This window comes from Ruegeria sp. AWH4_226 (genome assembly GCF_056159225.1).
Genome location: NZ_JBSWUU010000001.1, coordinates 2873474 through 2898245, shown reverse-complemented (window position 1 = coordinate 2898245; position 24772 = coordinate 2873474). Strand labels below are relative to the sequence as shown.

The window sequence follows — 24772 nt, the reverse complement described above, 5'->3', positions numbered from 1 at the left end:
TCAGTCCTGCGGCCTGACCAGCCGATTGACCACCCGTTGCACCATAGGTCCGAACAGAAGGATGACGGTAAAGGCGATTGGCCAGCAGAAGCTCCACGATGCCATCCAGTTGCCAAATGTGCTGGGGCCGAACCCGATTGCCTTCACTGTCGCGATACCTGTCACGATAAGGGACATCAAGCCAGACATGATCAGGCTGAACACGGCACGGGAATACTGGGCAGGGATCATCACGGGCGTCCTATTGGTCACAGCCTTTAGGATGTGATGGATTTTCCGAAAAAAGGCCAGACCTACATCCGCATCCAAGCAAGGCTGTCGGATGTGCGCTTTGTCGACGGTGTATATTCCGCGCTGACCCACCCGGAATAGCCTGCAGCGTCCATCGCCCTGAAAAGACGTACAAAATTCGTTTCCCCGGACCCCGGTTCACTACGGTTTGGGGCAGCACCGATTTGGGCATGTACTATACTGGGGTAAAAGTGATCCCAGATCGCCTGCGCATCGCCGTGGATCATATGTGCGTGAAAGCTGTCATATTGCAGGCCGACATTCGGGCGGCTCACGCGGTCCAGCACCTGCGCGGCCAGTTCATAGTCATTCAGAAAATAACCGGGTTGTGAGATCGGATTGAGGGGTTCAATCGTGAACTGCTGAGTTGGTGCAAAATCAGCAGCCCATTGAAGATTACGTACAAAACAATCCTGCGCCTCGGGTCCGGTTGCGTAGCCTGACATGATATGGATCAGCTTTGGCTGCAGAACATCGGCATAGCGCAAAACGCGCCGGATATCGGACTGAAACCGCGCTTCGGCACCGGGGATTGCGGCATAGCCAGGCTCGGCACCGGTATAATTTGGCGGCGGCGCATTAATAAGCACCAGCTCCAGCCCGTTGGCCAGTAACGCGCGGCGGGTTTCTTTCGCGGCCAGTTCGTAGGGAAACAGAACCTCAACCGCATTGAACCCGGCTTCGGCTGCGGCCTGAAAGCGCTCAAGATACGGCAACTCTGTATAGAGCAGAGAGAGATTGGCGGCGAATTTGGGCATGAGGGGTCTCGGTCGGTTCTCGCCCGGACCATACTCACAGGCTGATTGCTGGGGAAGGGGTTCAAAAACGACAGATTGTCGAAAATCGGCCAGATCACGCGCTGCGAATCAGTGACCCTTTGGGCCAATGCGGCGAACCATTTCAGGTTGCCGTACCAACATGAGGTCTGACTCCAATGGCGATGAGCCCTGACCCCGCGCGCGGGACCAATCTGTCTATGGTTGCGGGTCGCAATTCCGCTTTGTCCGGCAACGGTTTGGCGGTTGCATCCATGCTGACCTGGGCGGCTGGATTTCCTGCTGCTGAGGTATTGCTGCAAACATGGCCCCCGGTGGCTTTGTTCGCGGCGCGGCTGGCTCTGGCGGTGGCGATCATGGTTCCGATCTGGCTGTTGATCGACGGGCCGCGCAGGGTGATGCGTGCCCGCTGGATGCGTGCAATGGGTGTTGGCGGGGTCGGGTTGGGAACGGGTATGTTCCTGATCATCGTGGCGCAGAAGCTGACCGATCCGGTTACGGTGGCGATCATCGCCTCGTGTGCGCCTTTGATTGCAACCTTGTTAGAGCTTGCCGCAGGCACGCGGCGGTTGCGGTGGAACTTCGCACTGGGTGTACTGGTGTCAATTGTCGGCGGCTTGATCGCAACAAGCGCGATGGCTCCGACACAGTTGGGTCTTGGCGCGGCCCTGGCCATCATGTCCACGGGTCTGTTCTGTTGGGCCAGCATGGCGACAGCACGGGACTTTCCGGAACTCAGCCAGACGGGCCGCACAACGATCACCTTCGTTGGCGGGCTGGTTATGGCGTCGTTTTTGGTATTCGGCGCGGCGCAATTCGGGATGGACGTCTTGCCCTCCAAACCCGTTGATGCCCAGCAGTTGGGAATGCTGGTCATCTACGCGCTGATCTCGATGGGTCTCAGCCAGGTCTTGTTTATCGCGTCCATAGGCAAGCTGGGAGTGGCCTTATCCTCGTTTCACATCAATATCGCACCGTTTTACGTGATGGTGATCATGATGATGATGGGAGAGGAGTGGAACAGCACCCGTGCCTTGGGTGCCGGTATCGTTGCGCTGGCCGTTGTGCTTGCCCAGGATCGTCGCGTGACCCGCCCGGCTTAGTCAGGCAGATCATCCGACCGGATCAGCGGAAAGAACTGACCACCGGACCACACGCCGAACCATTCATCGCGATGAACGGCAATATCGACAAGGCGGTAGAAACTCTTGCGATCGATCCGCGCCTCAAGATTTGCGCGAACCAGTACGTATGGCGACGGCTCATCCGTTTCGGGATCGATGACAATGCGGATCGGATGATCCGGGCCGGCCACCGCCCTGTCACCGACCTGGGTGATAAAGGTCAGATTTTGTGCGTCCCCCTCACCTTCGGCGTCGAAATCCACGGCGACAAATGGCGCGTCGTCCACGGTGATTCCCACCTTTTCAACCGGGGTCACCAGGAAATATCTCCCACCTTCTTTCTTAAGAATTGAGGAAAAAAGCTTCACAAGCTCGAACCGGTTGATGGGCGAACCTAAATAACTCCATGTACCATTTTTTGCGATCCGGATGTCCAGATCGCCGCAAAACGGAGGATTCCAAAGGTGAACAGGGGGCAAACCCCTGGTTTTGGCCGCTTTTACCGATGCCGCCAGACCGTCAGGAGAGGGTGTCACAGGTTTTTGTCCGCTCATTGCTTTTGCCATTTCCTCTAAGCGCGATACACTTCAAAGCATAATAGCCCACGGAAGGGAAAGTCATGACCGAACCTGCCGACCTCGTGTCCGAGATCGAAGCGCTGGAATCCAAGCTGCAAGAGGCCAAGTCCTCGATCACCCGTCGCTTTATTGGACAGGAACGGGTCGTGGACCTGACCCTGACTGCGCTTTTGTGCGGCGGGCATGCTCTGCTGATCGGTCTGCCGGGGCTAGGCAAAACACGATTGGTCGAAACGCTGTCGACGGTGATGGGCCTGCATGGCAACCGTATCCAGTTCACGCCTGACCTGATGCCAGCCGATATTCTGGGGTCCGAGGTTCTGGACACCGCCGACGATGGCTCGCGCCACTTTCGGTTCATTTCCGGCCCGATCTTCTGTCAGTTGCTGATGGCGGATGAGATCAACCGCGCCAGCCCGCGCACCCAGTCAGCCCTGTTGCAGGCGATGCAGGAACGCACCGTGACGGTCGCGGGTGAGGATCGCTCGCTAGGCGAGCCATTTCACGTGCTGGCAACGCAAAACCCGATTGAACAGGAAGGTACTTATCCATTGCCCGAGGCGCAATTGGACCGCTTCCTAGTGCAGATTGACGTGGAGTACCCGGACCGTCAGACCGAGCGCGACATCCTGTTGGCCACGACGGGCGTCGAAGAAGACGCGGCACATGAAATATTTACCAAAGAGGAGTTGCTGGCCGCACAGGTGTTGTTGCGCCGTATGCCGGTCGGAGAGTCGGTTGTGGAATTGATCCTTGATCTGGTCCGCGCATTCCGCCCCGAAGAGGCAGACGCCTCGGAACGCGTGACGGAAACGGTTGCCTGGGGCCCCGGCCCGCGCGCGGCGCAGGCGCTGATGATGACCGTGCGCGCCCGGGCGATGCTGCAAGGACGGCTGGCGCCGAATGCTGACGACGTGTTGGACATGGCCCGCCCCGTTCTCAGCCACCGGATGGCGCTGAACTTCGCAGCGCGCGCACGCGGTGACAGCTTGACCGATCTGATCGAAACAACGGCTGCCGGCCTGATCCGTACCGAGGCAGCGGCGTGAATGCTGCACTGACCCTTCGCGAAAGATCCGAGGCCGAGGCGTCCCGGCTGCCACCGTTGTTGGCGCGTGCCGAACATCTGGCGGGAACCGTTTTGCTCGGGGATCATGGGCGCAGGCGATCCGGTCTGGGTGATGATTTCTGGCAATACAGGCCCGCGCAGATTGGCGACAGCCGTCGGATGATTGACCACCGGCGATCAGCCCGCGGTGACCAGCAATTCGTACGCGAACGTGAATGGCAGATCGCGCAATCGGTCATGCTGTGGGTGGATCAGGGCGCTTCAATGCGGTTCGCATCCGACAAAAACCTTGTCTCAAAGGCTGAGCGCGCGCGCCTTTTGGGTCTGGCAACTGCCATTCTCTTGGTTCGCGGAGGTGAGCGCGTTGGCCTGACCGGCACCACGCTGCCGCCACGTCGCGGCAATGCGCAGATTATCCGGCTGGCTGAAGCCTTGTCGCAAGACCTTGAGACCGACTACGCGCCACCCGAGCATCGTGCCATGATACCTCATGCCCGCGCAGTGTTCCTTTCCGATTTTCTCGGCCCAATGGACGAAGTTGAGCTGGCATTGACCAAAGCCGCCGACCGCGGCGTTCGCGGGGTCTTGCTGCAGGTTCTTGATCCGGGCGAAGAAACATTTCCCTATCGCGGTCGGACGATTTTCGAAAGCGTCGGTGGCTCGGTCCGGCACGAAACGCTCAAAGCTGGCGAGCTGCGAGAGCGGTACTTAGAACGGCTTGCGAAACGCAAGGACGCGCTGACACGGCTGTGCCGTGCCACAGGGTGGCAACTGGGCCTGCATCACACCGGGGATAGCGCACAAGCAGCCTTGTTGTGGCTTTACCGTGCGTTGGATGGGGGAACGCGATGACTGTACTGGCGGGCATCGGTTTTACTGCACCTTGGGTGCTGCTGGGTCTGCTGACCCTGCCGATCCTTTGGCTGATCCTGCGTGCCGTGCCGCCCGCACCGATACGCCGTCTGTTCCCTGCGGTGACATTGTTGTTGGGCCTGAAAGACGATGAAAGCGTCTCGGATCGCACGCCGTGGTGGTTGCTTTTACTGCGGATGCTGGCTGCGGCGGCGATTATTATCGGTCTGGCCGGGCCGGTCCTGAACCCGTCGCGGGATGTTTCCGGATCGGGGCCCTTGCTGTTGGTGCTGGATGCCAGTTGGGCAGGGGCGACCGGGTGGCCTTCGACGCTTGACCAGATCGACGCGCAACTGACCGAAGCCGGACGAGCGGGCCGGACGGTGGCCATCCTGAGCCTGACAGAGCCTGAGCCGCCGATTTTCCAGGCCGCTGAAGCCTGGCGCGGACGCCTGCCGGGCCTAGCCCCCAAACCGTGGCAACCAACGGACATGCAGATAGATCAAGCCGTGGCCGCGTTGGATCAGGTGGAAGGTGGATTTGAAACCCATTGGTTCAGCGACCGCCTGACGTATAACGGCCATGGCAGGGTTTTGGCAGCCTTGCAATCCCGCGGTGACGTGTCGGTGTATCAGGCCGCAGCACCTGTCCTTGCACTCTTGCCCGCTGCCTATCAGGATGGTGTCATCCAACTGACCGCCCAGCGCGATGAACCCGGACCGGTGGACCGTATCACCATAGTAGCACAGGGCCGAGATCCCGCAGGCGCGCAGCGGATTTTGCAAAGGGCCGAGATCGAGTTCTTGGGCCAGGACACGCAAGCTCAGGTGGATTTGGCGCTTCCATCAGAACTGCGCGCCCGGATTACCCGGTTCGAAATTCAGGGCCAACGATCAGCCGGTGCAGTGACCCTGACCGATGACAGTTTGCGCAGACGCGAAGTTGCTCTGATTGCCGGGACGCTGAACCGCGAAGGGTTGGAGCTGTTGTCACCGCTGCATTACCTGACGCAGGTTCTAAGCCCCACAGCAGATTTCGTTGACGGTGGCTTGCTGGACGTGTTGCCTGCAAACCCGGACGTGATCGTACTGGCGGATGTGGCAAAACTGTCTGAGGGTGAGCAGAGCGCGCTTGTTGAATGGGTCGAACAGGGCGGGCTCCTGCTGCGGTTTGCCGGTCCGCGCATGGCCGCCAGCGATCTGGGCCGCGACGCCGAGGATACGCTGTTGCCCGTAAGGTTGCGCAGCGGGGGCCGCTCGGTTGGCGGCGCGATGAGTTGGGGTGAGGCAAAGGGTCTGGCCCCCTTCCCCGAGAATTCACCATTCTTTGGTTTGCGTATTCCGGGCGACGTTAACATCAGCACTCAGGTCATGGCACAACCAGACCCTAATCTGGCGGATCGCGTGATTGCGTCCCTGTCCGATGGCACGCCGCTTGTAACACGCAAGGCGTTGGGTTTGGGGCAAGTGGTCCTGTTCCACGTCACGGCGGATGCAGAGTGGTCCAGCCTGCCCCTGTCGGGGCTGTTTGTTGAGATGTTGGATCGTCTGGCCGTGGCATCGGCTGCAAAATCCCGGCAGGATGCACAGTTGCAAGGCACCACGTGGGAACCGATCCAAGTCATGGATGGCTTTGGAACCTTGTCCGACGCGGGGAACCTCGCCGGTGTTGATGGGGTTGGTCTGATCTCGGGCACGATTGGACCCGACTTGCAGCCCGGACTTTATGAAAGCGGCAAGCAAAAGCTTGCATTGAATGTCCTGTCCGAAGATGCAGTTCTCTCACCTGCAGCTTGGCCCTCGGATGTGCCAATCAAGGGGCAAGAGGTGAACACGGAAACGCCCATCGGGGGAATTCTTCTCAGCCTTGCTTTGCTGTTGCTGACGGTTGATGTAATCGCCTCACTTGCCTTGTCCGGCCGCCTTGGAGTTGCCAAAGCCGCAGCCGTGGCACTGGGTGCGATGCTGTTGGTTCCCCAAGCACAGGCACAAACTGCGGAAGAAACCGACTTCGCACTGACCGCCACGCAAGAACTGGTATTGGCCCATGTATTGACCGGCAACGCGCAGGTGGACGAAGTGGCAGGGGCTGGCATGCGTGGATTGGCCCAGACGCTGTTTTTTCGCACATCCGTCGAGCCGGTAGACCCCATCGGCGTGGACCTTGAGCGTGACGAACTGGCGTTTTTCCCGCTTCTCTACTGGCCGATCACGCCGGATCAGCCGCAACCGTCTGCCGAGGCCTACGCCAAGCTCAACGCTTTTTTGCGGTCGGGTGGCATGATCCTGTTCGATACGCGCGACGCGGATGTGGCGCAGTTTGGCGCCTCAAGCCCCAATGGGCGCAAGCTGCAACAACTGGCCGCACCGTTGAACATCCCTGCATTAGAGCCTGTTCCACGTGATCACGTCCTGACCCGCGCCTTCTATCTGCTTCAGGACTTTCCGGGCCGATATGCCGGCACCGAGGTCTGGGTCGAGGCCGCGCCGCTGGACGCGGAACAGATCGAAGGCATGCCGTTCCGCAACCTCAATGACAACGTGACGCCGGTTGTGATCGGCGGCAATGACTGGGCGTCGGCTTGGGCGGTGGATCGAAACGGGCAGGCGATGCTGCCTGTCGGGCGTGGCTATGCCGGGGAACGTCAGCGAGAATTGGCCAATCGGTTCGGCGTCAATCTGGTGATGCATGTACTCACCGGGAATTACAAATCCGATCAGGTCCATGTGCCTGCTTTGCTTGACAGGTTGGGACAATGACCGGAACCGTCATCTTTGATCCTCTCATCCCATGGCCGGTTCTGGCGATTGTCGCCACTGTTGCGGTGGTCGGAGTTGTCTTGGCCCTGTGGCGCGGCTTGTCGGGCTGGGCGCTGCGTGGTTTGGCAGCCCTCGTCGTGATCGCAGCGCTGGCGGGGCCGGTTTACCAAGTCGAAGACCGCGCTCCGCTGACCGATATCGTCCTGATGATCGAAGACGAAAGCGCCAGCCAGACACTGTCGGACCGGGCTGATCAGACAGCACGAGCGGCCGAGGAGCTGGCCGCCGAAATTGAATCCCGCGACAATACCGAATTGCGACGGATCACACTTGGCGACGGGGACGGCGACGAAGGCACGCAGGTTATGACCGCGCTGAACGCTGCACTGGCCGAGGAACCGCGTGCACGCATTGCCGGCATTCTTGTCGTATCAGACGGGATCGTGCATGACGTCGATCAGGCCCCCGCCCTTCCCGCACCGATGCATCTGCTACAAACTGGGCGCGACAATGACTGGGATCGTCGCCTGATCGTCCGCAACGCCCCCGCATTCGCTATCATAGACGAGCCAGTCACGCTGACCCTGCGGATCGAGGACAGCGGGGCGGCACCCGCTGGTGAGACGACCGCACCGCTTGAAGTCTCGGTTGACGGGGCTGAGCCAGAGCGGCTGAATATCCCCATAGGAATTGATGTCGAACTGCCGATCACACTGCCCCATGGCGGGCGAAACGTGATCCAGTTCACGGTGCCGCAAGCGGATGGCGAACTAACTGATCGCAACAACACGGCGTTGATCCAGATGAATGGCGTACGTGACAGGCTGCGCGTGCTGCTGGTCTCGGGCGAGCCGCATCCCGGTGGGCGGACATGGCGCAATCTTCTGAAATCCGACAGCTCGGTCGATTTGGTGCATTTCACCATTTTGCGCCCGCCCGAGAAACAGGATGGTGTGCCGGTGGATGAACTGTCTCTGATCGCTTTCCCTACACGTGAGTTGTTTCTGGAGAAGATCAACGATTTCGACCTGATCATCTTTGACCGCTACAAGCGGCGCGGCATCCTGCCGGCGATCTATCTGGACAACGTGACCAACTACATCAACGACGGCGGGGCGGTTCTGATTGCTGCGGGCCCGGACTTTGCCAGCGCAGACAGTATTTTTCGGTCGCCTCTGGCACCAATTCTGCCAGCGCAGCCCACGGCACGGGTGATCGAAGAACGCTTTGTGCCAATGGTCACCGATCTGGGTCATCGTCATCCTGTGACAACCGATCTTGGCGATTCCGAAGATTGGGGCGCGTGGCTGCGTCAGATCGATGTGAGCCATCGCAGCGGTGGGCTTTTGATGACCGGCGTGGATGAACGCCCTCTGCTGGTGCTCGACCGTGTGGGGGAAGGACGGGTCGCGCTGCTGGCCTCGGACCACGCCTGGCTGTGGAGCCGAGGCTTTGAAGGGGGCGGACCGCAGTTGGAACTGCTGCGCCGACTGGCCCATTGGATGATGAAAGAGCCTGAATTGGAAGAAGAAGCCCTTTGGGCCGAGGCCAATGGGCAGATCATGCGCATCATCCGCCAAACGCTAGAGGATGAGGTTGGTCCGGTAACGATCACCCGCCCGAATGGAGAGACACTCGAAATCACTCTGGACGAGGTATCGCCCGGCCGGTTCGAAGCAACGTATTTCGGGCCAGAGATCGGGCTTTATCGGCTGCAGGAAGGCGAACAGATGGCGGTCATCGGGTTGGGCCCGGCGGCACCAAAAGAGTTTGAGCGCACCATTGCCACCGCTGAGGTTCTGGACCCTGTATTGGCTCAGATGCGCGGTGGCACAGTTCGGCTGGAAGAAGGATTGCCCTCCATCCGCAATGTCCGCGCCGGACGTCCGGCTGCAGGGCGTGGCTGGATCGGTCTGACCCCGCGCGATGCTTATGAGACACGTGATGTGACGCAGGCTGGTTTGCTGCCGCCTTGGTTGGTGCTGCTGCTTGCGGGCGGCTTCTTGCTGGGTGGCTGGCTGCGCGAAGGGCGGCGCTGACTACTCGAACGTGACGCTGACGGTCGGATCACCCGGCAAACCGGTATATGTGGCGGACGCCCCGCCTTTGCCTTTTGTCGGCGGCACAAGCGGCCCAAATGACCCGACCGAAATCAGGTCTCCGGGCTCAAACACAATACCTTTCGACATCAGCCACAGAGCAGCGTTTGCGGGGTGCCCCAGCACTGCCTTACCCGGTGCATGGGCCAAAACCTCACCATCCGCCGCACTGAGCGTAACAGTCATATCCGCCAAGGCTTGTGTCATTGCCTCAGCATCTGAAACGGGGATTTCAGAGCCCAACACACCCAGTTTTGGCGCAACACCGATAGCCGTCAGTGTGACGGGCGTGATCGGCTCATCCTCGGCCAATGTCAGGTCGGGCAGTTCGATAAAGGGGCGGATGGCCGCAACATGCGCGATGACCTCTTGCGGTGTTGTGGCCTGATTGATCCCTGCGTCGGCAACAACAAGAACCAAGTCAGCTTCAAAAACCGGACGTGCGCCCCATGCGGTTGGTACCGTCGCCCCGTCTTCCAGCATCATATCGCGGAACAAGACGCCTTGAATGGGTTCGGCGGCGCCGAATCGCTCTTGCGCGGGTGCGCTGGTCAAGCCCGCCTTGTAGCCAATGACCGGACCCATATGTGGCTCTAACGCAGCGATTACCTTGGCTTGCGTGCAGTGAGCATCTTCCATGCTGCCATTCACCGAGAGGGCCACGGTGGGCGTATTGGTCAAATAGTCCTGCACATATCGTTCGATTTGTGCGTCCGAAGCGCAGTCTGCCGCCACTTGAGACCCCGCAACAGCGGCACAAAGTAAACACATATACGATACTGATTGCATGGTTCACCTCCGGTTTTCGGAAATTGTGGCACGGTCACACAAGCCGCGGCAACGATTTAAACAGATTTTTACCTCCTCTACAGATGCTTGGCGCACGCTATCTGGAACCTGAAAAGATGAGTCTTGCAACCAAACTGGCACAAGAACGCCGCGCGCGGCTGGCCGCCGAGCGGCTGTTGCAGATGAAGCAGGCCGAACTGTCCGCCGCCAATCGTGAACTGAGCCTGCACGCCTTGGCCCTGAGCAAGCGCATCGGTGAAACCGAGGCTGAGGTAGAGACGGTTCGCGATGAAAACGAAAAGGTCAAATCCGATCTGACGCTGGCCAATGCAAAGATCGAAGTGGCCGAGCGACGGCTGTGGCATTCGATGCAAACCATTCAGGACGGGTTCGCCTTTTTCGACAACAAAAGCCGCCTGATCGGTGCCAATGCGACCTATTTTGGCGTGTTCGAAGGGCTGCCAGAGGTGGCACCGGGTATTACTTACCAACGTATCCTTGAGATCCTGACGGAAGAAAAGCTGATCGACATCGGCTCGGAACCCCCCAAGGATTGGCAAAACAGAATGATGGAGCGTTGGGTTCAGCCTCAACCCGACTCGGTGGTGATCAAGTTTTGGAATGGTGAGTATTTTAAGGTCATTGCCCATCGCGGCATTGGCGGCGAAGTGGTCAGCCTAGGTCTGAACATAACCGCTTCGGTCAAGCATGAGGCCGCGCTTGAGGCCGCCCGAGAACGCGCCGAAGCCGCCAACCGCGCCAAATCCGCCTTTCTTGCCAATATGAGCCATGAGATCAGGACCCCGATGAATGGTATTGTCGGGATGGCCGAGCTTTTGTCGGAAACGCCCTTAGATGACGAACAGCGGTTGTATCTGAACACGATCCGCAATTCCGGTGAGGCTTTGCTTGTGATCATCAACGACGTGCTTGATTACTCGAAGATCGAGGCTGACAAGCTGGTCCTGCACGCAGAACCGTTCGATTTCGAACGCTGCATTCTCGAAGTGGCGATGCTGTTGCAGCCCAGCGTGCGTGATAAGGGGTTGTGTCTGTTGGTCGATTACGACCTGTTTCTGCCGACTTTATTCGTAGGCGACCCAGGGCGTGTGCGGCAGGTTCTAACCAATCTGGTTGGAAACGCCGTTAAGTTCACGACCAACGGGCACGTACTGATACGTGTTACCGGCGTACCCAATACCGACTCGGATCATTGCGATATTCATGTTGCGATTGAGGATACAGGCATCGGTATCGAAACCGAAAAAATTGAACATATCTTCGAAGAATTCAATCAGGTTGAAGACAAGCAAAACCGTGCTTTTGAAGGCACCGGATTGGGATTGGCAATTACCGAGCGTCTGATCAAACTGATGGGAGGATCGGTCTGGGTTGAAAGTGAACCGGGGCACGGCTCTTGCTTTGGCTTTCGGGTGTCGCTGCCGACTGCCGAAGGCCCGCAGCCCGCACCGCCCAATCTGTCAGACCAACTGCGCCATGTGATGGTGGTCGAGGATATGGCGGTCAGTCGCGCCATACTTACAAAGCAACTCGGGCGGTTAGGCTCTCGCGTCACGGTTTGCTCAACCGGTACCGAAGCGCTGGCCGCGATAGATAGTAGCGTTGATTTGCTGCTGTGCGATCATGATCTGCCAGATATGGACAGCTTGGAACTTGCAACTGAAGTGAAGAACCGGGGTTGGGACACTCTGCCCGTGGTGGTGATGACCACCAATCCCGGCCTGATTCACGCAAACCCTGCCCGACATTTTATCGAGGGCGTTTTGCAAAAACCTATTCCCCGGGCCGAGCTTTACTCTCGTCTCAGCGCGCTGGGGCGTGCGACTTTGTCGCCCGAGGAAACGTCCGGCGCACCGGGAACACTTCCGAGCGAAGCCGGTGGAAACCTGCGGCGCATGCGTGTGCTTGCGGCAGAGGATAATCGCACCAATCAACTGATCCTGAAAAAGATGGTGAAGGATCTGAACATTGATCTGCAATTCGCCGTGAACGGCATTGAGGTATTGGAAAAGCATCGCGACTTCGATCCAGATCTTATCTTTATGGATATCTCCATGCCCAAAATGGATGGCAAACAAGCCACCATTGAAATCCGCCTACGCGAGGCCTTAACAGGGCGCCACGTACCCATAGTAGCACTCACCGCGCATGCAATGACTGGTGACGATGACGACATTTTATCCGCCGGGTTGGATCACTATCTGACTAAGCCGCTGCAAAAACGAAAAATCCACAAGATGATTTTAGAGTATCAGCCGGAAGAGGCCGCACCCATCCTTGCCGCGACCGTATAAGATGCCAAGCGCAGCACGCCCCGACGCTTGTAGCAAAACGCGATCCCCGGGAGGGCATGTTCTAAGCCCTGCAAGTCTCGCGGCGCGTTGAACGTTTTTGTTACAGGCAAAGCTAGTTTTTTGATTTGTGATGCCGCGCTGTATTTTACTCGGGGTGCAGAAAGAACGGTGGAAATCGCCACGGTGTGACCCTAGTCTGATCCTATGTCAGAACGTGGATTTCACCCGCGCGCATTGGGAGAGATTGCAATTCGCTGCGCGGATATGGGCGCAATGGTCGAGTTTTATGAGACCGTGGTCGGGTTGAAACGTCTGACCGGAGATCACAACAGTACCATCACCTTCTTTCGTATCGCCAAAGGGTTCGGTGGGCACACACAGGTGTTGGCGCTGTTCCACCATACGGCTGCCCCTCGGCCCGGGTTGCATCCAACCGGTGCCGAAAGGCCTGAAACCGGGGCTGGATCATCTCTGCACCATATCGCCCTTTCACTACCCTTCACTGAGCAAGAAGCCGTCATGAGGTGGTACGAAAAGCTGGGCCAGCCATACCGCGTTGAGCGGTTTGACTGGATCGGATGGCGCGGCATTTTCACCGAAGACCCCGAAGGTAACACGGTCGAGCTGGTCGCTTATGACCCGTCGATCCTGAATCAAGCCTGATAGGGGCGCAGAAAGACGGGCTTGTCCTCTTCCGACAGGTCGGGACGGTAGGCATAGCCGCCAGTGTCAAAATCCAGCAGTGCCTTGGGTTCGGTCAGGCGGTGCTGAATGATGTATCGCGCCATGGCACCGCGTGCTTTCTTTGCAAAAAAGCTGACGATTTTGGGCGTACCAGCTTTGTCTTCCATGAAAACGGGTGTGATGACCCGCAGTTTTAGCGCCTTAGGGTCTACTGCACCGAAGTATTCCTGACTGGCGCAGTTGATCAGGACCTTGGACTCGATCTGTTGCGCCTGTGCGTTCAGCGCCTTGCTGAGTTGGTCCCGCCAATACTCGTAAAGGTTTTTGCCGCGCCGGGTTTTCAGCTTGCTGCCCATTTCCAAACGATAGGCCTGAATGGCGTCCAGCGGACGTAGCACACCGTAGAGACCAGACAGGATACGAAGGTGATCCTGAGCCCAAGTCATTTCGTCAGCGTCCAACGAGGCCGCTTCGAGACCTTGATAGGTATCACCCGCGAAAGCCAACGCCGCGGGTCGGGTCTGATCAGCGCCCGGCGCAAGTTCAAATTCGCGATATCTGTCCCGGTTCAGACGCGCCAGATCATCGCTGAGATCCATGAGTTTTTTCAGATCGCCCAAGGTCAGATTGCGGGCGGTTTTCGCCAGCCGGATCGCATCGTCCTGAAAGTCGGGTTGCGTGACCTCAACATCCCGCTCTGCCCAGTCCAGCCGTTTGGCCGGAGAAATCACTACCAGCATATCCGCCCTCTTTCCTTGCCTGTTGTTGGGTATCTAGCCCGCCTGACGCAACACGTCCAGAAAGGCGGACCCAAACCTTTCGTGACGACGGTCACCCAGAACTTGCGCCAACCCGCACGGATCGTCGGGGCGCAGTTGCGCAACCTTCGCCAATTGCGAGGCCGAACATGTCAATGGCTTGTCAACACCATCCGGCCCGCGCGACAGTTGCGTCTGAACTTCCAATAGTTGGTCATAGATCGCGCCCTGATCGCGTCCGGCAAGTTTGCGCCGCGCGGGATGCACCTCTTCGACCGTACCGGTCAGAACCTCAAGGAAGGTATCGCCATAGCGTTCCAGCTTTTTCGCCCCAATGCCGCTGATGCGTGCCATATCATCCAAGGTCGCAGGGCGCTTTTCAGCCATTTCGATCAGCGTGCGGTCGGGGAAGATGACATAGGCTGGAACCCGTGCCGATTCCGCCAGTGCGCGGCGCTTCGCCTTCAAGGCGCTCAGCAAGGGCGCGTCTTCCTCGGACACCATCATTTTGACGGCAGGGCGCCGGACAGCCTTGCGAAGCGTGTCCCTTCGCAGGTCGATCGTTGCCTCACCCTTCAGGATCGGTTTTGCAGCCTCGGTCATGCGCAGCGCGCCGTGGCGTTCGGGATCAGGGCGGACCAGATCGTGCCCCATCATCTGTCGGAAAATCGCCTGCCATTGCGGGCGCGACCATTCTTTACCGATGCCATATGTGGAAAGGGCGTCGTGACGCCGCGCGCGTATCTTGTCGGTTTCAACGCCTAACAGGATGTCGATTAGATGACCGGCTCCGAACCATTCTTCGGTGCGCAAAATCGCGGACAGCGCCATGCGGACGGGGGTGGTGCCATCGAACACTTCGGGTGGGTTGTCGCACAGATCGCATTTTCCGCAGGGTTTGATCGTTTCGCCGAAGTACCCCAGCAGGCTTTGACGGCGGCAGACCAGAGCTTCGGCCAATCCCAGCAGCGCGTTCAGCCGCGCGTGGTCAGCCATGCGCCGTTCTGGCGGGGCCAGCCCTTCGTCGACTTGCGAGCGGCGCAGACGGATGTCATCAGGGCCAAACAGTGTGAGCGTCTCGGCAGGGCTTCCATCACGCCCAGCGCGTCCGATTTCCTGATAATAGGCCTCGATGGATTTGGGCAGGTCCGCATGGGCAACCCAGCGGATATCGGGTTTATCGATCCCCATACCAAAGGCCACGGTTGCGACGACGATCAGACCGTCCTCGCGCGCAAAACGGGTTTCGACGATCCGGCGGTCTTCGGCGTCCATGCCGCCATGGTAATGGCAGGCCACGTGGCCTTCGGCGCGCAGGGCCTGGGCCAGAACCTCGGTCTTATTTCGGGTGCCGCAATAAACGATGCCCGATTGACCCTTGCGGGCAGCAGCGAAATCCAGGATTTGCTTGCGTGGCCCGTCCTTGGCGGCAAAAGCCAAATGGATATTGGGCCTGTCAAACCCGCGCAGGAATTTGCGCGGCGCGGTGCCGTCAAACAGTTTTTCAACAATCTCGTCCTGCGTTTCCGCATCCGCTGTGGCGGTAAAAGCAGCCAACGGAACGCCCAAAGCGCGGCGCAGCTCGCCGATCCGCAGATAGTCAGGGCGGAAATCATGACCCCACTGGCTGACGCAGTGGGCTTCATCTACGGCAATCAGGCTGACGTTGATCCGACGCAACATCCCCAGTGCCGACCCGGCGGCCAACCGCTCAGGCGCCATGTAGAGCAATTTCAGCCGCCCGGCCTCAAGCGCCTCCCACACCGCATCCGTTTCTTCGGGGGTGTTGCCGGACGTGAGTGCACCGGCCTCAACCCCGGCTTCTTGCAAACCCCGCACCTGATCACGCATCAGGGCAATCAGCGGAGAGATCACCACCGTCACCCCGTCACGCAACAATGCAGGCAATTGAAAGCAAAGGGATTTACCGCCCCCCGTCGGCATGATGGCCAATACGTTTTCGCCAGCGGTAACCGCATCGACGATTTCTTCCTGACCGGGGCGGAAGTCATCGAATCCAAAGACATCTCGCAGCAAAGGCGCGGAGTCGAACATGTGCGGGGTTGCCCTGTTTTATGGTTTGACTGCTCTTAAAACAGGACAATCACACACAAAGATTCGGCGAACAAGGGTTCAGGCGAAATAGCCCATATTGTTGATCAGGATGATCCGCGCCGCATAGACCCCGATTAGGACCACCAGTGGCGTCAGGTCCAGCCCACCCATGTTGGGCAGGATCCGCCGGATCGGGGCATAAATCGGTTCCAATATGCGGTTGAGGCCGTACCAGATTTGCGCGACCAGCTGTTGATGCAAGTTAAGAACCTGAAAGTTGATCAACCAGCTCATGATCACATGGGCCAGGATGATGAACCAGACAATGTCCAGGATCAGCAGCAGAATTTGGATCAGCGACAGCATGGGGCCTCCGTTTTCACATCTGCTGAGACCTAAGCGCACCCGCAGCAAAGAGCAAGCCCACGCCAACAGAACGCTTGCGAAATGGGTCAATCCCCCGTCTTATAACGACAATAAAACAGGGGCGGTCATGGCAGAGATTTCGCAGCGCAAGCGCATTTGGGGCTGGTGGTTCTTTGATTGGGCCAGCCAACCCTATCACAGCCTTCTGGTCACCTTTGTCTTTGGTCCTTATTTTGCCGGCGTTGCGGCGGGGTATTTCTCGGGCAGTGGTCTGGATGCGGAGGCCGCCGCGGCACGGGCGCAAACAGTCTGGGCCAACTGCCTGACCATCACGGGACTGATCATCGCGTTTGGTGCACCCTTGCTGGGCGCGATGGCAGATGTTTCCGGGCGGCGTATCCCGTGGATATTCGCCTTTTCGGTCATGTACGTGGTGGGCTCGGCAGCGCTTTGGTACACGCTGCCGGATGGCTCGAACATGTGGCTGATGCTATCTGCCTTTGGTCTGGGCTTTGTGGGCGCTGAATATGCGCTGATCTTCATCAACTCACAATTACCCGATCTGGGCGATGACAAAGAGGTTGGAGAGATTTCTGGATCAGGCTTTGCATTCGGCTATTTCGGCGGGCTCATATCGCTTGCGATCATGCTGGCGTTGTTTGTTGAACAGCCCAACGGAAAAACACTGATCGGGCTGGACCCGTTGTTTGGACTGAACGCCGCCCAGCAAGAAGGGACACGGTTCGTAGGTCCTTTTACGGCCGGATGGTTCGTTCTGTTCATGGTGCCCTATTTCCTTTGGGTACGCGACGATCCAAACGGTGCCAGAACCGGCAGTCTTGGCGCGGCGCTGCGCCTATTGGGCAAATCCGTTTCAAACCTGCGCCACCGGATCAGCCTGGCAAGTTATCTGGGCTCGTCGATGTTTTATCGCGACGCGCTGAACGGGCTGTACAGTTTCGGCGGCGTCTATGCGCGGCTGGTGTTGGAGTGGGACCTGATCAAGATTGGTGTGTTCGGCATCGTCAGCGTACTAGCCGCTGCGGCCTTTTCCTGGATTGGCGGAAAACTGGACAAGAAATATGGACCAAAGCCAGTCATTGTGGTGGCGATATGGGTGCTGATCCTGGTCTGTGCGACCATCGTTTCGATGGACCGGACGCAGGTCTTTGGCATCGCTTTGCCTGATGGTTCGGGTCTTCCCGATCTGGTGTTTTTTGCATGCGGCGTTCTGATTGGCGGGATGGGCGGCATCCTGCAATCATCCAGCCGATCCCTGATGGTGCGGCATACCGATCCCGAGGCCCCGGTTGAAAGCTTTGGCCTCTACGGCTTGTCGGGCCGCGCCACAGCCTTTGCCGCGCCGCTTTTGATCGGCATTGCAACAACTGTAACCGGAAGCGCCCGGCTGGGGGTGTCACCGATAATTCTGTTGTTTATTCTGGGTCTATTCCTGATGCGCTGGGTCAAGCCGGAAGGGGATCAGAGCAGATGATTTTACTACGTTTTTTAGCAATAGCCGCAGCGATAGCATGGGCCGGATCAGCAGGGGCAGAACCCCTGGCCAAGCAATTATTCGGGGCGCAGAAGACAAGTTCACAGCAAAAACCTGCCGCGTTTGGCAGTTATTCGCGCGGCTGTGCCGCCGGGTCGGTGCAGTTACCCGAGACCGGGCCGACATGGCAGGCCATGCGCCTGTCGCGCAATCGCAATTGGGGTCATCCGGACGCGATTGACTACGTGCAGGACCTCAGCCGGTTTGCGGCAAAACAACCGGGTTGGAATGGTCTCTATATAGGGGATATCAGCCAGCCAAGGGGCGGGCCGATGACGTCGGGCCATCGTTCGCATCAACTGGGTCTGGATATCGATATCTGGATGCTGCCCGGTGATAATATGCGTCTGGGCCGCAAGGCGCGCGAGAATATCTCGTCCATCTCGCTGCGCCGGGCCAACGGAGCCTATGTAAATGGCAACTGGACCAAGCAGCACCACGCCGTACTGCGCGAAGCAGCCAAGGACAAACGCGTGGCCCGGATTTTCGTCTTTCCTGGCGCCAAGGTTCAAATGTGCAACGATGAGAAAGGCAATCGCGCCTATCTGCGAAAAATTCGCCCGTGGTGGGGACATCATTATCATTTCCACGTTCGGCTGAAGTGTCCCCGAGGTTCGCGCGGATGTGTCAATCAAGACCCCCCGCCCAAGGGCGACGGATGTGAGGATGCGCGCAAATGGGTAAACAACATCCTCAATCCACCTCCACCCGATCCAAACGCACCAGCCCCAAAGAAACGCCGGGAATATGTTCTGGCCGATTTGCCCCAGCAATGTACCGCCGTTTTGCAATCCAACTGATTGCCACTTTCCTGCTGACCGGATCGGTTGGGGCCGCCGAGGTCAAACAGGCCACCCAACTAAACAGCTTTGTCTGGCGTCACAGCGCAGACTGGTTTGGTGGGTTTTCGGCCATTCATATCTCTGAGAATGGTCAAAACATGATCGCGCTCAGTGATCGGTCGATGCTGCTTCACGCCCGGATTTCCCGTGACGGCGATCAGATCACGCAAATTCAGATCACCGAACGCTGGCCGGTTTTATCCAGTACGGGCCATCCGCTGTCGGGCAGCACGGGGGATTCCGAAGGTATCGCCGTCACGCCGAATGGCAGCTATTACATCTCATTCGAGGCGGTGCACCGCGTGGCCTACTACGCAAACCCTGATGCAAGGGCGCAGGTGTTGCCGCGCCCCAAGGTGTTTGATGACCTGAACCTGAATGGCTCATTCGAGGCTTTGGCGATAGATCAGCAGGGGCGGCTTTACACCCTGCCCGAGAAAAGCCGAACCAAGCAGGGCGATATCCCTGTCTACCGCTGGGACGGTCAGGCATGGTCAACGCCATTCATGCTGCCGCAACGGGGAAAGTTCCTGCCCGTTTCGGCAGATTACGGCCCTGATGGTCGGTTTTATGTTTTGGAACGCAGTTTTGTGCTTACCGGTTTTCGCTCGCGCCTGCGACGGTGGCGGATCGAGGGCGACGTAGCAAAGGCCGAGGAAACCCTGTTCACAACCAGCACCGGTACGCATGACAATCTCGAAGGGCTGTCCGTCTGGCGCGATGATCAGGGGCGCCTAAGGGCCACGATGATCTCGGATGACAATTTTCTGGCCCTGCAACGCACCGAAGTTGTGGAATACGTGCTGCCTGATTGACTTGCGGCTGACAACCGTCTAAACGCACGGCTTGCCTTGGGATGAGCCCGGGGCCAAGTCGCCGCTACCTTGTCAAAACGGGCATCTGAAAATGCAACGCAGCTTTATTCCCGGCATCATTGCCATGGCCTCGATTGTTGTGGCCTCAAACATCCTGGTCCAGTTCCTGATCCTTGACGGGTTGCTGACCTGGGGTGCTTTCACCTATCCGCTGGCCTTCCTCGTCACGGACATCATGAACCGTGTCTACGGCGCGGCAACGGCCCGCAAGGTCGTGTTTGCCGGGTTCATCACCGGTATCATCTGCTCGCTGATCGGTAGCCAGATCATGTTGCAGGGTGATGGTTTTACCTATGCCGCCGTACCGCTGCGGATCGCGGTCGCGTCGGGGACCGCCTTTCTGATCGCGCAGCTGACCGATGTGATCGTATTCAACGCAATGCGCGGTGGTCGGTGGTGGCGCGCGCCGCTGGTGTCGACACTTGTCGGATCGGCGCTGGACACCGCGCTGTTCTTCACGATCGCGTTTTCTGCATCGATCACCATGTTCGGCGCCAATGCAGACGCTGCAATCAACTGGGCGTGGGAGCCTGTGCCCTTCATGCTGACCGGGCCAATGGCACCTTTGTGGGTGACGCTGGCTTTTGCCGATTGGCTGGTTAAGCTGTCGCTGGCCCTGATCGCGCTGATCCCGTTCAAGGTGATCGTTGCGCGGCTGACCGCCCAGCCCGCGTAAAAAAATGCTTTGAGATTGGCACAACTTGTGCCACGCTCAATCTCAACCGCAACAGTTTGAAAGGAGGTGATCCAATGTCGAGAAAGGGATTGGAGAGAGGTGTCGGAACAACCGGGGGGATCGCCTGTTAAGGCAGCCCTTGGCGGAGCGCTCGCTCCGGCTGGTCGATTGATCTAACCGACCCACCCTCCTGTACTTTCGAAGGGCCGTCCCGCCGGGGCGGCCCTTTCTGTTTCTGCGCGACCCTTGTAAGGTCGCGCCAATGTTGCGCATCACCGACGATATCACCCTGCAAGACTGGGAAATGACCGAGAGCTTTGTGCGCTCGTCCGGCCCCGGCGGGCAGAATGTGAACAAGGTCTCGACAGCTGTCGAGCTTCGGTTCGAGGCGGCGCGCTCTCCATCGCTGCCAGATCCGGTCAAGAATCGGCTGAAACGGCTTGCCGGGCGCCGCTGGACCAAAGATGGCGCGATCATCATCCAGTGTGAGGAAACCCGGTCGCAGGCCCGAAATCGTGAGATTGCCCGCGCCCGGCTGGCTGAGTTGATCACACGAGCCCTCGTCAAACCCAAACGACGGATCGCAACCAAACCTACTTACGGGTCAGTCAAGCGGCGCTTGGCGGCAAAAAAGGCGCGGTCAGATGTAAAGGCGCTGCGCGGCAAGGTGGCAGAAGATTGATCTGGTAGTTTCGCGGCACCTTGCTAGTCTGGCCCCGCAAGGGAGAGCAAGACCATGAGGTTAGAGGGAAAAACCGCAATAGTGACAGGCGGCGCGTCCGGCTTTGGGGCCGGGATCGTGCAGAAATTCCTGTCCGAAGGCGCGCGGGTCATGATCGCCGACATAAACGGCGACGCGGCCGAGGTTCAGGCAAAGCAACACGGGCCAAACGCGATAGCTCAGATGGTAGACGTGGCGGATGCGGCTTCGGTGCGCGCCATGGCAGACATCGCACAAGAGCGGTTTGGCCGCTTGGACATTCTGGTCAACAATGCCGGCGTCACGCATTTGCCGATGCCTCTGGACGAAGTCAGTCCAGAGGATTTCGACCGTGTGTACAACGTGAACATGAAATCGGTTTACCTGACCGCGCAGGCGTTTGTGCCCGCAATGAAGGCGAACGGTTCAGGCGCGATTCTGAACGTCGCATCGACGGCGGGCCTGTCGCCGCGCCCGAACCTGAACTGGTACAATGCCTCAAAAGGGTGGATGATCACGGCGACCAAGACCATGGCGGTCGAGCTTGCGCCCTTTGGTGTGCGCGTGAATGCGATCTGTCCGGTGGCCGGGGAAACGCCGCTGCTCAAATCGTTCATGGGCGAAGACACGCCAGAGATGCGTGCCAAGTTCCTATCGACAATCCCGCTGGGCCGGTTTTCCACACCCGAAGACATGGGCAATACCGCCTGTTTCTTGTGCTCGGACGAGGCTGGCATGATCACCGGCGCTGCATTGGAGGTTGATGGTGGACGCTGCATTTAAGGACCACGCATGAAACCAGGAACTAGGAATCTGATCACCGACGTCCCCGGCGTTCTGGTTGGAAATGCGCAGGATCATGAGTTGAAATCCGGCACGACTGTCTTGACTTCGGATCAAAGTTTGACCGCTTCGGTTCATGTTATGGGCGGAGCACCGGGAACCCGCGAAACCGATCTTCTGGCGCCAGACAAATCGGTGGCTCAGGTGAATGCTATCACCCTGTCCGGGGGGTCGGCTTTCGGGCTGGATGCCTGTTCTGGCGTTTCAGATGCGCTGCGCGCGCAGGGCCGCGGCTATCCTGTGGGCAACACCAAGGTCCCAATCGTACCCGGAGCGATCCTGTTCGACCTTTTGAACGGCGGCAACAAGGATTGGGCTGAAAACCCCTATCGCGTGTTGGGTCGCACAGCATTCGAGAGTGCCGCCGAGGATTTTCCACTGGGTACGGCAGGTGCGGGAACCGGCGCGTTGACGGCACGACACAAGGGTGGGCTGGGGTCAGCCTCATTGGTGTTGGAAAATGGTGTCACCGTAGGTGCCCTTGTCGCGGCCAACCCAATGGGCAGCGTGACCACGCCAGGGGACAAACATTTCTGGGCCGCGCCGTTCGAAATCGATGCCGAGTTTGGCGGATTAGGGTCTGATTCCAAGGTGGGTCTGGGTCTGCCCGTTCCCAGCCTTAAGGCGCAGGCTATGCAATTGATTGAACCGGATAAGGGTAACACTACCATCGCGATTGTGGCGACGGACGCCGCCCTCTCAAAACCGCAATGCCAGCGATTGGCCGTTGCCGCGCATGATGGCATCGCCCGCGCCATTCTGCCTGCGCACACGCCGGGTGATGGCGACCTTGTATTTGGCGTCAGCACCGGCGCGCGCGCGGTAGACATCGAAGCCCAACTTGGGTTGATCGGGCATGCGGCCGCGCTCTGCTTGTCGCGGGCCATTGCGCGGGCGGTCTATCTGGCGACTCCATCAGACAAAGATCTTCTGCCGTGCTGGTCCAATCTGCGCAACGAACAGTCCGAGTGACATCACTGTTGCGCTGGTAAATACCCCCACGCGGCAATCTGCGCATTGACTCCACCCGGAACCAACGATCCTGTCGGCACAGCCAAAACTACGGAGCAAAAAGTTATGAATCGCGTCCTTGTCGCCGCAATTGTGGGTCTGTTGGCCCTTCCCGCCTTCGCTGAAGGAGATGCAGAGGCTGGAAAGAAAGCTTTCAACAGATGCAAATCCTGTCACATGATCGCGACTCCCGATGGCGACGTGATCGTAAAAGGCGGACGGACTGGCCCAAACCTATATGGCATCGCCGGACGTACGGCGGGCACTGTGGAAGACTTCAGATACGGTGATAGTCTCGTCGCTGCTGGTGAGAGTGGCCTAATCTGGGACGAAGCCACTTTCGCGGAATATACGCAGGATCCCAAGGCGTTCCTGAAATCTTATCTGGATGATACAGCCGCCAAGTCCAAGATGACGTTCAAGTTGAAATCGGGCGGCGAAGATGTCTACGCCTATATCGCAAGCCTGTCGGCCGAATAACGCCTGAGGCCATACATACCGATAAGTTACAAAAGGCCGCAGCCCCTGCGGCCTTTCGTGCGATTGATAACTTGTCCGATCAGCGCCACCTTTTACAAATCGTGTTCATCGTGCCTTCGCGTGATGCCACAAAGCCAAGCCGATCCGACGGCAGCCAGTTTCGACCTTTTCCGCCGCTCGGTGGATCGCCAGCAGGAGACGACAGATGGGTATCATGATCCCGGCCTGGGTTGACGGCGAATTGACCCCTGTGGACAAGCTTGAGGTGCATGAAAAGGGTCTTCGGCACAAGGCGGTGTCGGTCTTTGCCGTTCGCGGGACCGAGATCCTGCTGCAACGCCGAGCCTTGGGGAAGTATCATACGCCGGGCCTCTGGGCGAATACCTGCTGCACGCATCCCGATTGGGGTGAGACGCCCTCGGAATGCGCGGTGCGTCGCCTGCGTGAAGAATTGGGGATCACCGGCCTGTATCCCGAATACCGCCATCGCCTGGAATATCACGCCGATGTTGGTAACAACATGATCGAACATGAGGTCGTGGACATCTTCCTGACCCATGTCCGCAGCCCGCTAAAAATCGAGCCGAACCCAGACGAAGTGATGGATATCCGCTGGATTGACTACCATGATCTGCTGGCCGAAGTGCAGCGCCACCCGCAGCGCTTTACGCCGTGGTTGAAGATCTATCTCCACAACTATGCCGACACGATATTCGGCCCCGACCTGATGTTTGCGGCCACGTCCTGACATCCTTGGCTTGCAAGGGCGGACCAAGCCGCCTAAATCAACGCGTCATGGCCAAACAAAAGACAGACCCGAATTACAAAGTGATTGCCGAAAACCGGCGCGCCCGCTTCGACTACGCGATCGAAGAGGATATCGAGTGCGGCATCGTGCTTGAAGGGTCCGAGGTTAAATCCCTGCGCGCCGGCGGGTCTAATATCGCTGAGAGCTATGCCACGGTCGATAACGGAGAGCTTTGGCTGATCAACAGCTATATCGCGCCTTATGAGCAGGCCAAGGTGTTCAAACACGAAGAGCGCCGCCGCCGCAAGCTGTTGGTCTCGCGCAAAGAGCTGTCAAACCTTTGGAACGCGACCCAGCGCAAGGGTATGACGCTGGTGCCGCTGGTTTTGTATTTCAACCACAAAGGCCGGGCCAAGCTTAAAATCGGCATCGCTAAGGGTAAAAAGCTACACGATAAGCGTGAAACCCAGGCCAAACGGGACTGGTCCCGTCAGAAGCAGCGGTTGATGAAGGATCACAGCTGATCC

General features: G+C 58.5%; 24 protein-coding genes. 17 read left to right on the top strand and 7 right to left on the bottom strand.

Annotated elements, in window-relative coordinates:
- Both ACXAET_RS14345 and ACXAET_RS14340 read right to left on the bottom strand, forming a co-directional pair.
- Positions 1 to 231, bottom strand: a complete 231-nt coding sequence (locus ACXAET_RS14345; protein WP_082677486.1) for a DUF2798 domain-containing protein — start codon at positions 229 to 231, stop codon at positions 1 to 3.
- 62 nt (positions 232 to 293) lie between these two features.
- A complete protein-coding gene (locus ACXAET_RS14340) occupies positions 294 to 1049 on the bottom strand; it encodes a hydroxypyruvate isomerase family protein (protein WP_475186407.1) in 756 nt (251 codons plus the stop codon).
- A 176-nt stretch (positions 1050 to 1225) separates the two neighbouring features.
- On the opposite strand from ACXAET_RS14340, the gene ACXAET_RS14335 reads away from it, so the two are divergent.
- Positions 1226 to 2170, top strand: coding sequence for a DMT family transporter (locus ACXAET_RS14335; RefSeq protein WP_475186404.1), 945 nt, complete (start codon positions 1226 to 1228; stop codon positions 2168 to 2170).
- Here the strand turns inward: ACXAET_RS14335 and ACXAET_RS14330 are convergent.
- A complete protein-coding gene (locus ACXAET_RS14330; RefSeq protein ID WP_475186401.1) occupies positions 2167 to 2745 on the bottom strand; it encodes a DUF1285 domain-containing protein in 579 nt (192 codons plus the stop codon). The two genes, ACXAET_RS14335 and ACXAET_RS14330, sit on opposite strands and share 4 nt — an antisense overlap.
- A gap of 65 nt (positions 2746 to 2810) precedes the next feature.
- Here ACXAET_RS14330 and ACXAET_RS14325 point away from each other — a divergent pair, with 65 nt between their 5' ends.
- From ACXAET_RS14325 to ACXAET_RS14310, 4 genes are read left to right on the top strand one after another with little or no spacing between them, the layout of a single operon-like run.
- A complete protein-coding gene (locus tag ACXAET_RS14325) occupies positions 2811 to 3818 on the top strand; it encodes an AAA family ATPase (protein ID WP_475186398.1) in 1008 nt (335 codons plus the stop codon).
- Complete coding sequence (locus tag ACXAET_RS14320; protein ID WP_475186396.1) at positions 3815 to 4690, top strand: DUF58 domain-containing protein; 876 nt, start codon at positions 3815 to 3817, stop codon at positions 4688 to 4690. Before ACXAET_RS14325 ends, ACXAET_RS14320 begins: the two co-directional genes overlap by 4 nt.
- Entirely contained in the window at positions 4687 to 7449 is a 2763-nt protein-coding gene (locus ACXAET_RS14315; RefSeq protein ID WP_475186394.1) for a DUF4159 domain-containing protein, read from the top strand. Before ACXAET_RS14320 ends, ACXAET_RS14315 begins: the two co-directional genes overlap by 4 nt.
- A complete protein-coding gene (locus ACXAET_RS14310) occupies positions 7446 to 9488 on the top strand; it encodes a hypothetical protein (RefSeq protein WP_475186390.1) in 2043 nt (680 codons plus the stop codon). The genes ACXAET_RS14315 and ACXAET_RS14310 overlap by 4 nt, the downstream gene beginning before the upstream one ends.
- On the opposite strand, the gene ACXAET_RS14305 is transcribed toward ACXAET_RS14310, so the two are convergent.
- Positions 9489 to 10337: a 2-keto-4-pentenoate hydratase gene (locus ACXAET_RS14305; protein WP_475186387.1), complete on the bottom strand. Its 849-nt coding sequence runs from the start codon at positions 10335 to 10337 to the stop codon at positions 9489 to 9491.
- Positions 10338 to 10453: 116 nt separating this feature from the next.
- On the opposite strand from ACXAET_RS14305, the gene ACXAET_RS14300 reads away from it, so the two are divergent.
- Positions 10454 to 12652: a response regulator gene (locus ACXAET_RS14300; RefSeq protein ID WP_475186386.1), complete on the top strand. Its 2199-nt coding sequence runs from the start codon at positions 10454 to 10456 to the stop codon at positions 12650 to 12652.
- Positions 12653 to 12856: 204 nt separating this feature from the next.
- Positions 12857 to 13315, top strand: a complete 459-nt coding sequence (locus ACXAET_RS14295; protein ID WP_475186382.1) for a VOC family protein — start codon at positions 12857 to 12859, stop codon at positions 13313 to 13315.
- Here ACXAET_RS14295 and yaaA read toward each other — a convergent pair.
- From yaaA to ACXAET_RS14280, 3 genes are all read right to left on the bottom strand, one after another.
- Positions 13306 to 14076 (bottom strand): peroxide stress protein YaaA, encoded by a 771-nt coding sequence (gene yaaA, locus ACXAET_RS14290; protein WP_475186378.1) that lies wholly within the window; start codon positions 14074 to 14076, stop codon positions 13306 to 13308. The genes ACXAET_RS14295 and yaaA overlap by 10 nt on opposite strands.
- A gap of 33 nt (positions 14077 to 14109) precedes the next feature.
- Entirely contained in the window at positions 14110 to 16149 is a 2040-nt protein-coding gene (gene recQ, locus ACXAET_RS14285; RefSeq protein ID WP_475186375.1) for a DNA helicase RecQ, read from the bottom strand.
- 78 nt (positions 16150 to 16227) lie between these two features.
- Positions 16228 to 16515, bottom strand: a complete 288-nt coding sequence (locus ACXAET_RS14280) for a YggT family protein (protein ID WP_224891082.1) — start codon at positions 16513 to 16515, stop codon at positions 16228 to 16230.
- A gap of 127 nt (positions 16516 to 16642) precedes the next feature.
- On the opposite strand from ACXAET_RS14280, the gene ACXAET_RS14275 reads away from it, so the two are divergent.
- From ACXAET_RS14275 to smpB, 10 genes are all read left to right on the top strand, one after another.
- Positions 16643 to 18010 carry an MFS transporter gene (locus tag ACXAET_RS14275; protein ID WP_475186373.1) on the top strand — a complete coding sequence of 456 codons (1368 nt, stop codon included), beginning with the start codon at positions 16643 to 16645 and terminating at the stop codon, positions 18008 to 18010.
- On the top strand, positions 18007 to 18870 hold the full coding sequence (mepA, locus tag ACXAET_RS14270; RefSeq protein ID WP_475186370.1) for a penicillin-insensitive murein endopeptidase: 864 nt from the start codon (positions 18007 to 18009) through the stop codon (positions 18868 to 18870). Before ACXAET_RS14275 ends, mepA begins: the two co-directional genes overlap by 4 nt.
- Positions 18843 to 19727: an esterase-like activity of phytase family protein gene (locus ACXAET_RS14265; protein WP_475186368.1), complete on the top strand. Its 885-nt coding sequence runs from the start codon at positions 18843 to 18845 to the stop codon at positions 19725 to 19727. The genes mepA and ACXAET_RS14265 overlap by 28 nt, the downstream gene beginning before the upstream one ends.
- Before the next feature lie 91 nt (positions 19728 to 19818).
- Positions 19819 to 20463 carry a queuosine precursor transporter gene (locus tag ACXAET_RS14260; RefSeq protein WP_475186366.1) on the top strand — a complete coding sequence of 215 codons (645 nt, stop codon included), beginning with the start codon at positions 19819 to 19821 and terminating at the stop codon, positions 20461 to 20463.
- Between the two features lie 262 nt (positions 20464 to 20725).
- The gene (gene arfB / locus ACXAET_RS14255) at positions 20726 to 21145 is read left to right on the top strand and encodes an alternative ribosome rescue aminoacyl-tRNA hydrolase ArfB (RefSeq protein WP_068336759.1); all 420 of its coding nucleotides are present in this window, start codon (positions 20726 to 20728) and stop codon (positions 21143 to 21145) included.
- Between the two features lie 54 nt (positions 21146 to 21199).
- Complete coding sequence (locus tag ACXAET_RS14250; protein ID WP_475186361.1) at positions 21200 to 21946, top strand: SDR family oxidoreductase; 747 nt, start codon at positions 21200 to 21202, stop codon at positions 21944 to 21946.
- Positions 21947 to 21955: 9 nt separating this feature from the next.
- Entirely contained in the window at positions 21956 to 22978 is a 1023-nt protein-coding gene (locus ACXAET_RS14245) for a P1 family peptidase (RefSeq protein ID WP_475186359.1), read from the top strand.
- Positions 22979 to 23083: 105 nt separating this feature from the next.
- On the top strand, positions 23084 to 23497 hold the full coding sequence (locus ACXAET_RS14240; RefSeq protein ID WP_475186357.1) for a c-type cytochrome: 414 nt from the start codon (positions 23084 to 23086) through the stop codon (positions 23495 to 23497).
- 205 nt (positions 23498 to 23702) lie between these two features.
- Entirely contained in the window at positions 23703 to 24245 is a 543-nt protein-coding gene (gene idi / locus ACXAET_RS14235) for an isopentenyl-diphosphate Delta-isomerase (protein ID WP_068336747.1), read from the top strand.
- Positions 24246 to 24292: 47 nt separating this feature from the next.
- Positions 24293 to 24769 carry an SsrA-binding protein SmpB gene (gene smpB, locus ACXAET_RS14230; RefSeq protein WP_068336745.1) on the top strand — a complete coding sequence of 159 codons (477 nt, stop codon included), beginning with the start codon at positions 24293 to 24295 and terminating at the stop codon, positions 24767 to 24769.
- The last annotated feature ends 3 nt before the right edge of the window (positions 24770 to 24772 follow it).

What these genes read in the sequence shown, in the direction of transcription:
- ACXAET_RS14335 (WP_475186404.1), top strand. Translation starts at nt 1,226, where the DNA reads ATGGCGATGAGCCCTGACCCCGCGCGCGGGACCAATCTGTCTATGGTT.
- ACXAET_RS14275 (WP_475186373.1), top strand. Translation starts at nt 16,643, where the DNA reads ATGGCAGAGATTTCGCAGCGCAAGCGCATTTGGGGCTGGTGGTTCTTT.
- smpB (WP_068336745.1), top strand. Translation starts at nt 24,293, where the DNA reads ATGGCCAAACAAAAGACAGACCCGAATTACAAAGTGATTGCCGAAAAC.
- yaaA (WP_475186378.1), bottom strand. Translation starts at nt 14,076, where the DNA reads ATGCTGGTAGTGATTTCTCCGGCCAAACGGCTGGACTGGGCAGAGCGG.
- mepA (WP_475186370.1), top strand. Translation starts at nt 18,007, where the DNA reads ATGATTTTACTACGTTTTTTAGCAATAGCCGCAGCGATAGCATGGGCC.
- ACXAET_RS14340 (WP_475186407.1), bottom strand. Translation starts at nt 1,049, where the DNA reads ATGCCCAAATTCGCCGCCAATCTCTCTCTGCTCTATACAGAGTTGCCG.
- ACXAET_RS14345 (WP_082677486.1), bottom strand. Translation starts at nt 231, where the DNA reads ATGATCCCTGCCCAGTATTCCCGTGCCGTGTTCAGCCTGATCATGTCT.
- ACXAET_RS14250 (WP_475186361.1), top strand. Translation starts at nt 21,200, where the DNA reads ATGAGGTTAGAGGGAAAAACCGCAATAGTGACAGGCGGCGCGTCCGGC.
- ACXAET_RS14240 (WP_475186357.1), top strand. Translation starts at nt 23,084, where the DNA reads ATGAATCGCGTCCTTGTCGCCGCAATTGTGGGTCTGTTGGCCCTTCCC.
- ACXAET_RS14310 (WP_475186390.1), top strand. Translation starts at nt 7,446, where the DNA reads ATGACCGGAACCGTCATCTTTGATCCTCTCATCCCATGGCCGGTTCTG.
- ACXAET_RS14300 (WP_475186386.1), top strand. Translation starts at nt 10,454, where the DNA reads ATGAGTCTTGCAACCAAACTGGCACAAGAACGCCGCGCGCGGCTGGCC.
- ACXAET_RS14325 (WP_475186398.1), top strand. Translation starts at nt 2,811, where the DNA reads ATGACCGAACCTGCCGACCTCGTGTCCGAGATCGAAGCGCTGGAATCC.
- recQ (WP_475186375.1), bottom strand. Translation starts at nt 16,149, where the DNA reads ATGTTCGACTCCGCGCCTTTGCTGCGAGATGTCTTTGGATTCGATGAC.
- ACXAET_RS14265 (WP_475186368.1), top strand. Translation starts at nt 18,843, where the DNA reads ATGTACCGCCGTTTTGCAATCCAACTGATTGCCACTTTCCTGCTGACC.
- ACXAET_RS14260 (WP_475186366.1), top strand. Translation starts at nt 19,819, where the DNA reads ATGCAACGCAGCTTTATTCCCGGCATCATTGCCATGGCCTCGATTGTT.
- ACXAET_RS14330 (WP_475186401.1), bottom strand. Translation starts at nt 2,745, where the DNA reads ATGAGCGGACAAAAACCTGTGACACCCTCTCCTGACGGTCTGGCGGCA.
- ACXAET_RS14295 (WP_475186382.1), top strand. Translation starts at nt 12,857, where the DNA reads ATGTCAGAACGTGGATTTCACCCGCGCGCATTGGGAGAGATTGCAATT.
- ACXAET_RS14315 (WP_475186394.1), top strand. Translation starts at nt 4,687, where the DNA reads ATGACTGTACTGGCGGGCATCGGTTTTACTGCACCTTGGGTGCTGCTG.
- arfB (WP_068336759.1), top strand. Translation starts at nt 20,726, where the DNA reads ATGTTGCGCATCACCGACGATATCACCCTGCAAGACTGGGAAATGACC.
- ACXAET_RS14245 (WP_475186359.1), top strand. Translation starts at nt 21,956, where the DNA reads ATGAAACCAGGAACTAGGAATCTGATCACCGACGTCCCCGGCGTTCTG.
- ACXAET_RS14305 (WP_475186387.1), bottom strand. Translation starts at nt 10,337, where the DNA reads ATGCAATCAGTATCGTATATGTGTTTACTTTGTGCCGCTGTTGCGGGG.
- ACXAET_RS14280 (WP_224891082.1), bottom strand. Translation starts at nt 16,515, where the DNA reads ATGCTGTCGCTGATCCAAATTCTGCTGCTGATCCTGGACATTGTCTGG.
- idi (WP_068336747.1), top strand. Translation starts at nt 23,703, where the DNA reads ATGGGTATCATGATCCCGGCCTGGGTTGACGGCGAATTGACCCCTGTG.